The following is a 14,329-nucleotide window of genomic DNA, read 5'->3' as shown; positions in this document are numbered from 1 at the left end:
TACAGTATCAAAAGGATTTATCAAGTATATCAAACAAATCTCCCTTAAATATCTACGTGCCCCGCTTTAACGCAGCTTTTTAAACCATTTTTCTTTTTCGTGTCATCACTACAAGTACGATTACTCCCATAATCAGGAGTGCGAAGGCTCCATAAGCAATACCTTCCGTTACGTGCAGACTCTTTGGGTCGAAACGCATCTCAATGGTATGTTTGCCGGCAGGAACATACAGGACACGTAAGATGTAATCAGCGCGTGCCAGCTTGGCGGCTTGCCCGTCAATGGTGACTTGCCAACCGTCAGGATAGTAGATCTCGGAGAATACAGCGATGCCGTCTTTGGCATTTTCTGTTTCGTATACCAAACGGTTAGGTTCGTAACTTGTCAGGCGAATGGTGGATAAACTATCTTTATATACTTCTGTTACACCATTCAGTATATCTTTGAAACGGACATCCACTACAGCTGTTTCTGTAGGAAGAATGCTATCCAGAGCTTCTATTTCCTGATTGGCGTTATCAACATATTGTACTTTGTCTACAAACCAGGCATTACCGTAAGCGTACGGATTGAGAATGGGTACGGTTTCTCCCTGCTGTCCGGCAGGGAAAATGAAAAACTTGGTGTTCAGCATATTCAGTATGCGGAACTTAGAAGCATCCACACTGTCCATTTCACCACCTGCAGTGGCTACTTCCTTATATACAGCTTGCATTTCAGGACTGATGTGATGCTCTATCATTTCCTGATAACGGCGTAACTTGGCGGCATGGTAACCACCGACACTTTTATGCCAATAAGAAGTATTATTTTCGTTGAATGTATTGCTGGCAAGGTTCAGTACGCGATAATCTAAAGCTTTATCTTGCAAAATCAACTCGTCTGCTTTTGTCTTGGTGAATGTTTGAGTTTGAGTGGAACGCGGAACGAATTGGCTATCGTTGAGATAACGTTTGTTGATATTCCACATATCACCGATACACAATACGATTATGGCGCTGACGGTAACGGTTTTGTTTAATTTACGGGCGGCATAAAGTCCCAATAATGCGCAGCCGATACCGATAATCAAGAAACTGCGTAAAGCATCGGTGCTGACAAGAGCAGAACGTACTTCCTGTAAATTGGCGAGAATACCCGGTAACTCGTTGGCCGGTATCATTTGTTGGTTTACGGCATTCTGTAACATTTGTGCTTCTTGGGCAGGGACGAAACCTGAACCAAGACTACCGGGTGCCACGGCAAGTAACAAGGCGACACCGGCTGTGAGTGCTATGCTGATACCGATCGCTTTTCTGTTTTTTTTCAATATCTCGGGCTCATCCAATATGCGTTTCAAAGCAAAAATAGCCAATAACGGTATGGTAAATTCCGCTATAACGAGGATGGATGATACAGCGCGGAATTTGTTGTACATCGGAATATAGTCGATGAAAAAGTCCGTTAGCGGCATGAAGTTCTTACCCCAGGCAAGAACAATAGAGAAGAAAGTGGCGCCAATTAAAGCCCATTTTAATGGTCCTTTTACGATGAAACACCCCAATACGAAAAGAAACAGCACGAAAGCGCCTACATAAACGGGACCTGCTGTCATGGGTTGGCTGCCAAAATATTGTGTCAGTTGGCTGTATAAACCGCTATACATGGGATTGGCTTTCTCCATGGCCGTTTCGCTCTGGATAAGTGGGGTAGATGCTCCACCTTTGAAATTGGGGACAAGCAAGGTAAGAGTTTCGTCAATGCCGTAACTCCATTGTGTGATATAATCACGATCCAATCCGCTACTTGTCTGTTTGGCTGCATCGCCGGTTTGTACCAGTTCGCTTTTGCCACGCATGGTTTCTTTACTGTACGTATAGGTATGATAAAGGTTGGAGAGGTTGGCAGCTACACCGATGAGGGCAGCTACAAACAACACTGCACTGGCTTTAAAGAATTCGGGCAATGTCTTGTTACGCCAGGCATCCTCAAAATAGGCTCCCATGATGAACAAGATGACAAATAGAAAATAATAGGACATCTGCACATGGTTGGACATAATTTGCAGGGCAACGAAGATGGCTGTTACGATACCTCCTGCTAATAGCTTACCACGGTAAGCCAATATGATACCCGCTATTGTGGGAGGAATATAAGCAAGGGTAATAAACTTCCAGATATGTCCGGCTGAAATCAGAATAAAGAAGTAGGACGAAAAGGCCCATAGAATACTTCCTAAACCAGCGAGCCATACCGATATACCGAATACACGAAGCAAAATGTAGAATCCTAACATCAGGATGAAGGTCAGATTGACATAGCTGGGCAGGAATAGTTGGTAAACTTTCTGCGTCCATCGCAAAGGCGTACCCGATTCATAAGATGGGGCGATTTGGTACGTCGGCATACCACCGAAAAGAGAGTTTGTCCAACGAGTTTTCTCTCCCGTCTGTTCGTTATACAGGGCGGCTTCTTGTCCCGCACCGGCTCCTGCAGCAGTGTCATGCTGGAACAGAATACGGTCTTCTATATCCGCCGGAAAAAAGTAAGCGAATGAAAGTAGTGCAAATGCCAGGATGGCAATCAAATCAGGAAGAATCTTCTTTATCATCTTGAACTACGTTTTTTATAATGGTTGCAAAGATAGTTTAAACTGGAAGTAATGCAAAATAAGCTCGTCTCTTTTTGATGTCAGTATATGGCTTATCTTATGGAAATATTGTACCTTTGCCTTGCAAATATATATTGAGAAGAATATGACAGTAGGTGTTATCAGTGCAATGGATAGCGAGCACCGCCAGTTGGTGGAGCGTTTACAGAAGAAAGAAGAGTCGGCTTATGGCAATTTGCATTATGTGGACGGAATGCTTGGCAGCAACCGTGTGATACTTACACAATGTGGTATCGGTAAGGTGAATGCTGCAGTAGGAGCCACGGAACTGATACGCCGTTTCACGCCCGATTGTGTGGTCAGTACCGGTGTGGCGGGTGGTATTGATACCTGTCTGGATGTAGCGGATGTGGTTGTAAGTGAACGTCTGGTGTACCATGATGTGTGGTGTGGTGAAGATTATGAATATGGACAGATGGCAGAAATGCCTGCCGTATATGAGGGCTGTGCTTTCCTGCTGAAACATGCTTTATCGCTAAACAGCGTCGAGCAAGGCAGCCGTATCCATAGCGGGTTGATTTGTACTGGTGATCAATTTATTACCAACCGTGTAGGGCTGGATGCTATTAAACGTCGTTTCCCTGATGGGATTGCAGTCGATATGGAATCCACGGCCATTGCGCAGGTTTGTTATCTGTATAACACACCTTTCCTTAGTTTCCGCATCATTAGTGACACGCCGGGGATAGAAGACCATTCGGCGCAATATACCGGTTTCTGGGAGACTATGGCAGAACGTTCGTTCCTTACCACTTGGGCTTTCCTTTCTACGCTGCCTGATAAGTTACAATTATAAATTATAAATCATGAAGAAGATTCCCAGTTTTACTATTGATCACATCCGTTTGTTGCGTGGCATTTATGTATCCCGCAAAGATGAAGTGAACGGAGAAGTTGTTACAACTTTTGATATTCGTATGAAAGAGCCCAACCGTGAACCGGCTTTAGGACAGGGTGCCCTGCATACTATAGAACATCTGGCTGCCACTTATTTGCGTAACGAACCACAATGGCAGGATAAGATTATTTATTGGGGACCTATGGGATGTCTTACCGGTAATTATCTATTGATGAAAGGTGATTTGCAACCGCAAGACATCGTATCTCTGATGCAGGATACTTTCCGTTTTATTGCCGGATATGAGGGTGAAATACCTGGTGCTGCTCCGCAGGACTGTGGAAATTATTTGCTTCACGATTTGCCGATGGCTAAATGGGAATCCGCCAAATATCTGCATGAGATATTGGAGCAGATACGGGAAGAGAATATGCGTTATCCGGAGAAATAAGATGAGGTACGGTACTTTGAAAGCGGTAAATGAAGGGCGGTAGTTAAAACTCTTGTCTTTGGAGGATAAAAGTTGCGAGTTTAAGTTGATGAATATAAATGTTTGTTGTATATTTGTTGTTGGCAATTGCCACTAATACTCAATAAACACCTTAAATGGTTGATTACAATAAGAAAACCAAAGAAGAACTGCTCGAGGTTATCCGGCAATTGGAAGAACGGTTGAATACCCAATCTGTTTCTGAGTCTTCTTGCTCCTATTCTATTCCCGGTCGTTTTCGTGAGGAATATTATCGGGATATTCTCGATACTTTTCCTGATATGATTACTGTTTCTGACTATGATGCTAATTTTATCGAATTAGTATCTGCTCCTCACACCAATCATGTGGAAGGTGTTTCTAATGAAGAGTTGTTGCACTCCAACCTGAAGGATGTGGTACCGGCTGAGGCGTATCATCGGATCCGTGCTAATATGGATGAGGTAATTCGTACCGGAGAAACGCATACGGCACGTCATTCGTTGATGTTTCATGGAAAGATGCGCCACTACGAAAACCGGGTTTGTCCGTTGGGCGATAAGTATTTGCTTTGTATGTGCCGCGATGTGACAGAACTTGTCGAAACAGAGACGGCATTGATTGATGCCCGTACCAAAGCGGAGGAAGCCGACCGTCTGAAATCTGCATTCTTTGCTAATATGAGCCATGAAATTCGTACTCCCCTGAATGCGATCGTCGGTTTCTCCCGACTGGTGATAGGACCCGAACATGAGAGTGAAAAGAAAGAATATTGTGAGATAATAGAGCGTAATTCTGAATTGCTTCTGACTTTGTTTAATGATATTTTGGATCTTTCTTCATTGGAAGCAGGTTCTGTTGTGTTTACTAAAGAGAAAATAAATCTTTATTTGATATGTTTGAAGGAATATGATACCTTCCGGGATAAAGTATCCAAAGGGGTATTGTTGAAACTCGATGAAGTGGATACGGAATTGACTATCCTGGGTGACAGAGGGCATATCGCGCAGATATTAAGTAACCTGTTGAGTAATGCAGTAAAATTTACTTCTTCCGGTGAAGTACATTTTGGTTTTCAGCGTAAGGGCAATGCGGTACAGTTTTATGTCAGGGATTCAGGTATGGGTATTCCGGCTCGTCGTGTTGCAACCATCTTTGAGCGTTTTGGTAAACTGAATAATTTTGCTCAAGGAACAGGTTTGGGGCTGACACTTTGCCGTATGTTGGTGGAGCGTATGGGAGGGCGTATATGGGTACGTTCTGGAGAGGGTTGCGGAACTACATTCTATTTTACGTTACCGATTGGCTAATGAATAATTGATAATGGATAAACAAACTGCACATAACATCGTATAGTCATTGTTCATTTTCCATTATCAATTATTCATTAATTAAATGATTTCTATCCCTTGTTCCTTGCAGAGTTGTAATCCTAAATCTTTCAGTTTGAATTTTTGTATCTTACCGCTACCTGTCATGGGGAACTCTTTAATGAAGAAAATATATTTGGGAATTTTGTAACGTGATATCCTGCCAATACAAAAATCGCGTACGTCCGATTCGTGCATATTTACTCCATCGTGCAGAATGATGAAAGCTCCCACGGCTTCACCGTATTTCTTAGAGGGGATACCTGCAACCTGTACATCTTTCACACCTTCCAGTTGATAGAGGAATTCTTCAATTTCACGTGGATAGATATTCTCACCACCACGGATAATCATATCTTTGATACGTCCTGTGATACGGTAGTTGCCGTCTTCGTCTTTCACGCCTAAATCGCCGGAATGTAGGAAATTATTCTTATCGATGACTTCGGCAGTGGCTTGCGGATTTTTATAATAACCTTTCATGGTGTTGTATCCACGATTACACATCTCGCCTTGTACACCGACCGGACATTCTTCACCGGTTTCCGGATCAATCACTTTTACTTCGGTGTATTCAAAGTCACGACCTACAGTATTGCAGCGTACATCAAACGAGTCGTCAATACGAGTAGCAGTCATGCCCGGAGCTGCTTCGGTGAGTCCGTAAACACTGGTTACTTTCATATACATTTTCTCTTCCACTTGCTTCATTAACTCAACCGGACAGAGAGAACCTGCCATGATACCCGTACGCAAACAAGACATATCGAATAAATCGAACATTGGATGATTGAGCTCGGCAATGAACATAGTGGGTACACCATAGAGGGCGGTACAACGTTCCTTATGAATAGAGGCGAGAACTACCAGCGGATCGAAGCGCTCTACCATGACTTGTGTACAACCGTGTGTAAGGCAATTCATCGTGGCAAGTACTACACCGAAACAGTGAAATAAAGGTACACAGCAACAAAGTTTGTCGTCGGCGGTGAATTTCATGTGCTCACCCGTCAGAAACCCGTTGTTGGTAATATTGTAGTGAGTAAGCATTACGCCTTTGGGAAAACCGGTAGTGCCGGAGGTATATTGCATATTTACTACGTCGTGGCAATCGACCTGGTTTTTAAGTTCGGTCAAACGGTTGTCTTCTACATTGTTCCCCAAAAGCAGAATTTCAGAAGTATTGTACATTCCACGATGTTTCTCCTGTCCCACATAGATCACATTTTTCATATAGGGGAAACGTTCACTTTTCAAGTGTCCGCGCTCGCAGGTTTTCAGCTCCGGTAACATGGTATAAGTCATCTGTACAAAATCACTGTCTTTTTCACCGTTCACGATGCAGAGAGTGTGCATATCCGAATTTTCGCACAGATATTCCAGTTCGGCTTGTTTATAATTGGTATTTACCGTGACATATACAGCGCCTATCTTGGCGCATGCATATAAAAGAGTCAGCCAATCCGGTACATTCGCCGCCCAAATGCCGACATGCGTTCCGCGTTCCACTCCGATAGCGATAAGTCCTTTTGCCATGTCGTCTACCCGTCGGTTGAACTGGTTCCAAGTGAAACGTAAGTTGCGATCGGAGTAAACAATGTATTCTTTGTCAGGTGTAGTTGTTGCCCAATGCTCTAACCATTGTCCGAGCGTTCTTTCGTATAACATGATGCTTTATGATAAGATATAAAGTACAAGATATGAAGTATAAGGCATAAAGTATTACATTGTTGTATATCGTAGTTTATACCTTATACTCACACTTAAATTGGTGTATAGATTACTGCTAATATTTTGGCTGCTTGTCCCTCGTAGGCATGTACATGATGGGGTACGATGGAGTCGTAATAGATACTGTCCCCTTCTTCGAGTAGGTAAGAATTTTTGCCGTAGCTGATTTCCATTGTTCCTTCCATAACCATGATAAATTCTTCACCTTCGTGGGAAGAAAGTACAAAGTCACTATCGTCTGTAGGAGCTACATCAATGATGAACGGTTCCATATGACGATCGGCTTTCGACTTGGAAAGAGAATGATATTCCATGTGTTTACGAGAATGGATAGCATTATTAGAGAAACTGATACTGTCTTTGGCTTCCGACCTGCGACATACCACAGGACCGTTTTCATCCTGGTCGTCCAGGAAGGTTCCGAGACGCACACCAAGTACACGGGCTATTTTGATAAGTGGCGCCAACGACGGAAGGTCGATATTGTTTTCTATACGTTCAATCTGTTCAATGGCTAGCCCTGAACGCTGTGCCAGTTCTTCCATACTGATGGATTGGCTTTCACGGAGTGACTTGATTTTTTCTCCTACGATTTTACTTGTATCCATAATGTTAGTGTTTCAAGCCTGAAAAGTTTCAATTTATAGTTGTTGAACCGCAAAAATAAGATAAACTTTCACTTGATGCAACAATCTGTGGGGAAAAGTTTGATATATCCTTACTTAATCTCTGTTTGTTTTTTTATTCTTCGACATCCATCTCTCCCATGAACGAAATGGCTTGCCGGTTCGTAGGCTGAATGTGGATGCTGGTAGAACCGTTGGGATAAATGGTAAGGTTATATCCGTATTTGTCTTCTTCATTATTGACTTTAAAGTTTATTTGTACTTTCCCTTTTTTGAGATGTTTGGTTTGATATTGGCTGATAGGGGCATTGAAGATTAATCCTTTACCTCCACCGTAAGGGATGTTGTAGGCTTCTCCAAAATAAGGCAGGTAAGAAAATACAGAGTCGTTTCTTACTTCTACGGAATAATTGGAGGTCAAGGAACGGCTTCTGCCTTTCATGGGTAACATGTGATTTACGTTGATTTTGTACTGTTTGGAGTTCACTGCCTCTTTCACTTCGCGTTCAATGAATGCTTTTCTTTCACTTCGGTTTTGGGCTTTGACCGGTTGTATGGCAAGCACACCGATAAACAATAATAGAATAAGTTTACTTGTCTTCATAACTATATCGGTTAGGTTTCTACAAAGATAGAAAATTATGTTTCTCGGTTGTGGACGGATTTATTATTTTTGCATTGAAATAGGATATATTTATAAATGTACCAATGATATACATGGAGACTTCACGTTTATTGTTGCGTGATTGGGAAGAGAAAAATTGATAAACGGGAACAAAAAAGGGAAATATTCTTTTGAATATTTCCCTTTTTAATGGTTTTGCCGCAAGTAGATTACTTACGCAAGCCAAGTTCTTTAACAATAGCACGATATCTGTTGATATCACGGTCTTTCAGGTAAGTCAGCAAAGCGCGACGTTTACCTACCAACATTGTCAAAGCTCTTTCAGTACTATAATCTTTTCTGTTGAGCTTCATGTGCTCAGTCAGATGAGCAATACGGTATGAAAACAAAGCTATCTGGGCCTCAGCTGAGCCAGTATCAGAGTTAGACTTTCCGTATTTGCCGAAGATTTCTTGCTTTTTAGCAGCGTCTAAATACATAATGTTTAATTAAAAAGTTGATATTAATTGTCTCTTTCGAGCGTGCAAAGATAGACATTATCTTTTATATGACAATGATATTCAGCATTTTTTTCTGTCCTATACTATATATCTAATGCAAAATTAGTACCTTTGCAGCCAAATAATAGGTATTATATGCAAAATATTAGAAACATTGCAATTATTGCCCATGTTGACCATGGGAAAACGACTCTTGTAGACAAGATGCTTCTGGCTGGAAATCTGTTCCGTAACAACCAGAGTACAGGTGAATTAATGCTGGATAATAATGATTTGGAACGTGAACGAGGAATAACGATTCTTTCAAAGAACGTTTCCATCAATTATAAAGACACCAAGATTAATATTATTGATACTCCGGGTCACAGCGATTTCGGAGGTGAAGTAGAGCGTGTGCTGAATATGGCAGATGGATGTATCTTGCTTGTGGATGCTTTTGAAGGTCCCATGCCGCAGACACGTTTTGTATTGCAGAAAGCTCTGCAAATCGGTTTGAAACCTATCGTTGTAGTAAATAAGGTGGATAAGCCTAATTGCCGTCCCGAAGAGGTATATGAAATGGTGTTTGACTTGATGTTCAGTTTGGAAGCTACAGAAGAACAATTGGACTTTCCGGTTGTGTACGGTTCGGCTAAAAATAACTGGATGAGTACTGATTGGCAGAAACCGACCGACAATATTTACACTTTGCTGGATTGTATTTTAGAGAATATCCCGGCTCCCGAACAATTGGAAGGTACACCACAAATGTTGGTGACTTCTTTAGACTACTCTTCTTACACGGGGCGTATTGCCGTGGGACGTGTGCATCGTGGAACGTTGAAAGAGGGTATGAATGTTTCTCTGGTTAAGCGTGATGGAAGTATTGTGAAATCAAAAATCAAAGAGTTGCATACCTTCGAAGGTATGGGTCGTGTGAAAGTGCAAGAGGTTTCTTCCGGTGATATTTGTGCATTGGTTGGTATCGAAGGCTTTGAAATCGGTGATACGATTTGTGATTTCGAAAATCCCGAAGCATTGCCGCCTATCGCTATTGATGAGCCTACCATGAGTATGCTTTTCACCATCAACGACTCTCCCTTCTTCGGTAAAGAGGGTAAGTTTGTGACTTCCCGCCACATTCACGATCGTCTGATGAAAGAGTTGGATAAAAATCTTGCTTTGCGTGTCCGCAAGAGTGAGGAAGATGGAAAATGGATCGTTTCCGGTCGTGGTGTGCTCCACTTGTCGGTATTGATTGAGACGATGCGTCGTGAAGGATACGAATTGCAGGTAGGACAACCGCAAGTTATCTTCAAGGAAATTGATGGTGTAAAGAATGAGCCTATTGAAGAATTGACAATCAATGTTCCTGAGGAATATGCCAGCAAGATGATTGATATGGTGACACGCCGCAAAGGTGAAATGGTGAAGATGGAGACCTCAGGCGAGCGTGTAAATCTTGAATTCGATATGCCGTCGCGTGGTATCATTGGTTTGCGTACCAATGTGTTGACCGCTTCTGCCGGTGAGGCTATCATGGCACATCGTTTTAAGGAATACCAACCTTATAAGGGTGAGATTGAACGGCGTACCAATGGTTCCATGATTGCGATGGAGTCGGGTACCGCTTTTGCATATGCCATCGATAAATTGCAAGATCGCGGTAAATTCTTTATCTTCCCACAGGATGAAGTATATGCGGGGCAGGTTGTAGGTGAACATTCCCATGATAACGACCTCGTGATAAACGTAACGAAGTCCAAGAAGCTTACTAATATGCGTGCTTCCGGTTCTGATGAAAAAGCTCGTTTAATTCCCCCGGTACAATTCTCGCTTGAGGAAGCGTTGGAATATATCAAAGAGGATGAATATGTAGAGGTGACGCCGAAGTCCATGCGTATGCGCAAGGTTATTCTGGATGAACTGGAGCGTAAGCGTGCCAACAAGAACTGATAAACTTAGTTGTTATATACAAAAGAGTGCTCTACATGGGTTTTAACTGTGTTTGGAGCACTCTTTTTGTATGTCTTTGATAGAAGGCTTTAGTCTATGAATTTGATTTTTGCGGCATTTCTCGGTTTGGCGGCGGGAGTTTCATCGGGGTAACCAAATGCAATACAGTATAATAGTTGATAACCTTCCGGTATATCAAGTTTCTTCAGATATTCAGCTGCAGCCGGTGAGGTGGTCAGGAAACGTGCGGGCCCTCCCAGGCAACAAGTACCGATACCCATAGACCAAGCGGAGAGAATCATATTCTCACCCAATAATCCGCAATCAATTTGTGACATGTCATAAGATGTATCATTGGCTATAAACACTACTGTAGAGGCATTTCTGAACATGTTCTTGAAATTCGGGTCTTTGGTGGCATTCGGATTTTCTTTCTTGAAGACTTCGGTCACTCCGTTGATAAATTCAGGGTTGTCTACTACGCGAATTTCCCATGACTGCTTGTTTTGTCCGTTGGGAGCATTGATGCCACATTCCAGAATAACCTGCATCGTATCCCGGTTTACCGCTTGCGGTTTATATTTGCGGACACTGCGGCGTGACATAATCGTTTCAATTACTGCGTTTTCTTTACTGTTCTCGGAGGTGGTGACTTCGCTCTCTTTCTGTGCTTGTGTGTTACATCCGAAGCACAACAACAGGCTTGCGCCTAGTAACATAAACTTTAAACTCTTCATAAATTGTACTATATTGAGGTATTTACTTTCCGCAAATCTAATAAAAAAGCGGCTCCCGTAAACGGAAGCCGCCTTAAAAATATGTAATCTACTTCTATTAGAGTTTCGGACCAGCAGCAACCAAAGCCTTACCTGCTTCGTTACCAGTGAACTTAGAGAAGTTCTTAATGAAACGTCCGGCCAAATCTTTGGCTTTTTCTTCCCACTTGCAAGCGCATTCGTAAGTGTCACGAGGATCAAGGATTTTCGGATCAACGTTAGGCAATGCAGTAGGAACTACAAAGTCGAAATACGGGATAACCTTCGTCGGAGCCTTGTCGATAGAACCGTCAAGGATAGCATCGATGATACCACGGGTATCTTTGATGGAGATACGCTTGCCGCTACCGTTCCAACCTGTGTTCACCAAATATGCTTTGGCACCAACCTTGTTCATCTTCTTAACCAGTTCTTCTGCATATTTAGTAGGATGCAAGCTCAAGAAAGCAGCACCGAAACAAGCGGAGAATGTAGGAGTCGGTTCAGTGATACCACGCTCTGTACCGGCCAACTTAGCGGTGAAACCAGACAAGAAGTAGTACTGAGCCTGTTCCGGGTTCAGGATAGATACCGGAGGCAATACACCAAAGGCATCGGCAGACAGGAAGATTACCTGATGAGCGTGAGGACCTTTAGATACGGGCTTAACGATGTTATTGATATGGTAGATAGGATAAGAAACACGAGTATTTTCGGTTACGCTCTTATCGGTGAAGTCAATCTTGCCGTTAGCGTCAACAGTTACGTTCTCCAACAGGGCGTCACGTTTGATCGCATTGTAGATATCAGGTTCGCTGTCTTTGTCAAGGTTGATAACTTTTGCATAGCAACCACCTTCGTAGTTGAATACGCCTTCATCATCCCATCCGTGTTCATCGTCACCGATCAACAGACGTTTCGGGTCGGTAGACAAAGTGGTCTTACCTGTACCGGACAGACCGAAGAAGATAGCAGAGTCGGTACCTTCCATATTGGTGTTGGCAGAACAGTGCATAGAGGCGATGCCACGCAACGGGTTCTTGTAGTTCATGATAGAGAACATACCCTTCTTCATTTCACCACCATACCAAGTATTCAGGATAACTTGTTCGTTAGTCTTCAAGTTGAATACAGTAGCCGTTTCAGAATTCAGACCCAGTTCCTTGTAGTTGTCAACTTTTGCTTTAGAAGCGTTGAATGATACGAAATCAGGTTCTCCGTAGTTGGCAAGTTCTTCGGCGGTCGGGCGGATGAACATGTTAGTTACGAAGTGAGCCTGCCAAGCTACTTCCATGATGAAACGTACTTTCATACGGGTAGCTTCGTTAGCGCCACAGAAAGTATCAACAACGAACAGGCGCTTGCCGCTCAACTGCTTAACAGCTTTTGCCTTCAGGTCAGCCCAAGCTTCTTCAGAGCAAGGTTTGTTGTCGTTTTTGTATTCTTCGGAAGTCCACCATACAGAATCCTTGCTGGCTTCGTTCATTACAAAGAATTTATCTTTAGGAGAACGTCCGGTATAGATACCGGTCATTACGTTCACAGCACCCAGTTCAGTTACTTGACCTTTTTCGAAGCCTTCCAGACCCGGTTTGGTCTCTTCAGCGAACAATACATCATAAGACGGGTTGTGGATAATTTCCTTCACGTCTTTGATACCGTACTTGCTTAAATCTAAATTTGCCATTTTTTTTAAGATTTTAAAATTGGTATTTGGTTTATAATCTCTCTTATTAATCTCTTTTTACCTATTGCCAAGGGGATGAAATCAGTACTCAAAAAGCTCTCTTTTTGTTTACTTTGTAGTAGGTCCCTTGTTTTTCGACTACAAAAGTAATACTTTCTTTGGAAAGAAACATCCGATTAGAGAAATTTTTCTTTAATAAGAAATCTTTTATAAAACCGTAACAATATCTGCAAACTGAACGTTGCAAATTGGGTGAAAATCGTTTACTTTGCAGTCGCTATACTTTGCACATTAACACATTATATATTATGAAGATAATTAACTTTGCCGAGACAAACTCTGTTTTAAATCAATACGTTGCGGAAATTCGGGATGTGGAAGTACAGGGTGATCGTATGCGTTTTCGCCGGAACATAGAACGTATCGGGGAAATTATGGCGTATGAAATGAGTAAGGAACTGAAGTATTCTGCCAAGCAGGTACAAACTCCGTTGGGGATAGCTTCTGTCAGTACTCCTGATGACGATGTGGTGATAGCTACGGTTTTCCGTGCCGGACTACCCTTGCACACAGGATTTTTGAACATGTTCGACCGTGCCGGCAATGCCTTTGTTTCTGCTTACCGCTATTATAAGGATAAAGAGTGCCGCACGGTGGATGTGCATATAGAATACATTGCTACTCCCGATTTGTCGGGAAAGACTTTGTTATTGGTAGACCCCATGCTTGCTACGGGTGAGAGTATGGAACTTGCCTGGAAGGCTTTTCTTACGAAGGGTGTACCAGCCAAATTGCAGATTGCTTGCGTTATAGCCAGTCAGCAAGGAGTAGACCATCTGCAGAGGCTCTTTCCCGGTGATGGCGTAACGTTGTGGTGCGCAGCCATCGATCCCGAGTTGAACGAACGTTCTTATATCGTCCCCGGTTTGGGAGATGCGGGGGATTTGGCATACGGGGATAAGATGTAAAAACGATATGTGGAGAAGGTAAAACAAAAACGGAGGGATAACGCCCCTCCGTTTACAGTCATTTGAGACTGAAGTATCTGTAAATTGACTTTACAAAATATAATATCGGGAAGACGTTGCCAAGTCTTTCAAGAATTATTCTTTATTTGATATTTATCCAATATAACGTATTTTC

Annotated in this window: 12 protein-coding genes; 5 read left to right on the top strand and 7 right to left on the bottom strand. The window is 42.6% G+C overall.

Annotated features, from left to right (window positions below; translation table 11 throughout):
• Positions 1 to 79: 79 nt before the first annotated feature.
• Positions 80 to 2,590: a YfhO family protein gene (locus C1A09_RS01065; RefSeq protein ID WP_101541898.1), complete on the bottom strand. Its 2,511-nt coding sequence runs from the start codon at positions 2,588 to 2,590 to the stop codon at positions 80 to 82.
• A 145-nt stretch (positions 2,591 to 2,735) separates the two neighbouring features.
• On the opposite strand from C1A09_RS01065, the gene C1A09_RS01060 reads away from it, so the two are divergent.
• The 3 genes from C1A09_RS01060 to C1A09_RS01050 all read left to right on the top strand — a co-directional run bounded on the left by C1A09_RS01060 (position 2,736) and on the right by C1A09_RS01050 (position 5,267).
• On the top strand, positions 2,736 to 3,446 hold the full coding sequence (locus tag C1A09_RS01060; protein ID WP_101541897.1) for a 5'-methylthioadenosine/adenosylhomocysteine nucleosidase: 711 nt from the start codon (positions 2,736 to 2,738) through the stop codon (positions 3,444 to 3,446).
• 10 nt (positions 3,447 to 3,456) lie between these two features.
• Positions 3,457 to 3,939: an S-ribosylhomocysteine lyase gene (locus C1A09_RS01055; RefSeq protein WP_101541896.1), complete on the top strand. Its 483-nt coding sequence runs from the start codon at positions 3,457 to 3,459 to the stop codon at positions 3,937 to 3,939.
• A 155-nt stretch (positions 3,940 to 4,094) separates the two neighbouring features.
• A complete protein-coding gene (locus tag C1A09_RS01050) occupies positions 4,095 to 5,267 on the top strand; it encodes a sensor histidine kinase (protein ID WP_101541895.1) in 1,173 nt (390 codons plus the stop codon).
• 81 nt (positions 5,268 to 5,348) lie between these two features.
• On the opposite strand, the gene C1A09_RS01045 is transcribed toward C1A09_RS01050, so the two are convergent.
• The 4 genes from C1A09_RS01045 to rpsO all read right to left on the bottom strand — a co-directional run bounded on the left by C1A09_RS01045 (position 5,349) and on the right by rpsO (position 8,788).
• A complete protein-coding gene (locus C1A09_RS01045; protein WP_101541894.1) occupies positions 5,349 to 6,998 on the bottom strand; it encodes an AMP-binding protein in 1,650 nt (549 codons plus the stop codon).
• A gap of 92 nt (positions 6,999 to 7,090) precedes the next feature.
• Complete coding sequence (locus tag C1A09_RS01040; protein ID WP_101541893.1) at positions 7,091 to 7,666, bottom strand: helix-turn-helix domain-containing protein; 576 nt, start codon at positions 7,664 to 7,666, stop codon at positions 7,091 to 7,093.
• 133 nt (positions 7,667 to 7,799) lie between these two features.
• Positions 7,800 to 8,288, bottom strand: coding sequence for a DUF4251 domain-containing protein (locus C1A09_RS01035; protein WP_101541892.1), 489 nt, complete (start codon positions 8,286 to 8,288; stop codon positions 7,800 to 7,802).
• A 230-nt stretch (positions 8,289 to 8,518) separates the two neighbouring features.
• On the bottom strand, positions 8,519 to 8,788 hold the full coding sequence (gene rpsO / locus C1A09_RS01030) for a 30S ribosomal protein S15 (RefSeq protein ID WP_101541891.1): 270 nt from the start codon (positions 8,786 to 8,788) through the stop codon (positions 8,519 to 8,521).
• 156 nt (positions 8,789 to 8,944) lie between these two features.
• Here rpsO and typA point away from each other — a divergent pair, with 156 nt between their 5' ends.
• The gene (gene typA, locus C1A09_RS01025) at positions 8,945 to 10,744 is read left to right on the top strand and encodes a translational GTPase TypA (protein WP_101541890.1); all 1,800 of its coding nucleotides are present in this window, start codon (positions 8,945 to 8,947) and stop codon (positions 10,742 to 10,744) included.
• 89 nt (positions 10,745 to 10,833) lie between these two features.
• Here typA and C1A09_RS01020 read toward each other — a convergent pair whose 3' ends face one another.
• Both C1A09_RS01020 and pckA read right to left on the bottom strand, forming a co-directional pair.
• A complete protein-coding gene (locus C1A09_RS01020) occupies positions 10,834 to 11,481 on the bottom strand; it encodes a nitroreductase family protein (RefSeq protein ID WP_101541889.1) in 648 nt (215 codons plus the stop codon).
• 97 nt (positions 11,482 to 11,578) lie between these two features.
• Positions 11,579 to 13,186 (bottom strand): phosphoenolpyruvate carboxykinase (ATP), encoded by a 1,608-nt coding sequence (gene pckA, locus C1A09_RS01015; protein ID WP_101541888.1) that lies wholly within the window; start codon positions 13,184 to 13,186, stop codon positions 11,579 to 11,581.
• A gap of 308 nt (positions 13,187 to 13,494) precedes the next feature.
• Here pckA and upp point away from each other — a divergent pair, with 308 nt between their 5' ends.
• Positions 13,495 to 14,154: a uracil phosphoribosyltransferase gene (gene upp / locus C1A09_RS01010; protein ID WP_101541887.1), complete on the top strand. Its 660-nt coding sequence runs from the start codon at positions 13,495 to 13,497 to the stop codon at positions 14,152 to 14,154.
• The last annotated feature ends 175 nt before the right edge of the window (positions 14,155 to 14,329 follow it).

Source organism: Bacteroides cutis (assembly GCF_900241005.1).
GTDB lineage: Bacteria > Bacteroidota > Bacteroidia > Bacteroidales > Bacteroidaceae > Bacteroides > Bacteroides cutis.
This window is presented reverse-complemented; position numbering and strand designations above follow the sequence as displayed.

Coding starts and splice junctions, on each gene's coding strand:
- C1A09_RS01065 (WP_101541898.1), bottom strand. CDS start 2,590: ATGATAAAGAAGATTCTTCCTGATTTGATTGCCATCCTGGCATTTGCA.
- C1A09_RS01060 (WP_101541897.1), top strand. CDS start 2,736: ATGACAGTAGGTGTTATCAGTGCAATGGATAGCGAGCACCGCCAGTTG.
- C1A09_RS01055 (WP_101541896.1), top strand. CDS start 3,457: ATGAAGAAGATTCCCAGTTTTACTATTGATCACATCCGTTTGTTGCGT.
- C1A09_RS01050 (WP_101541895.1), top strand. CDS start 4,095: ATGGTTGATTACAATAAGAAAACCAAAGAAGAACTGCTCGAGGTTATC.
- C1A09_RS01040 (WP_101541893.1), bottom strand. CDS start 7,666: ATGGATACAAGTAAAATCGTAGGAGAAAAAATCAAGTCACTCCGTGAA.
- C1A09_RS01035 (WP_101541892.1), bottom strand. CDS start 8,288: ATGAAGACAAGTAAACTTATTCTATTATTGTTTATCGGTGTGCTTGCC.
- rpsO (WP_101541891.1), bottom strand. CDS start 8,788: ATGTATTTAGACGCTGCTAAAAAGCAAGAAATCTTCGGCAAATACGGA.
- typA (WP_101541890.1), top strand. CDS start 8,945: ATGCAAAATATTAGAAACATTGCAATTATTGCCCATGTTGACCATGGG.
- C1A09_RS01020 (WP_101541889.1), bottom strand. CDS start 11,481: ATGAAGAGTTTAAAGTTTATGTTACTAGGCGCAAGCCTGTTGTTGTGC.
- pckA (WP_101541888.1), bottom strand. CDS start 13,186: ATGGCAAATTTAGATTTAAGCAAGTACGGTATCAAAGACGTGAAGGAA.
- upp (WP_101541887.1), top strand. CDS start 13,495: ATGAAGATAATTAACTTTGCCGAGACAAACTCTGTTTTAAATCAATAC.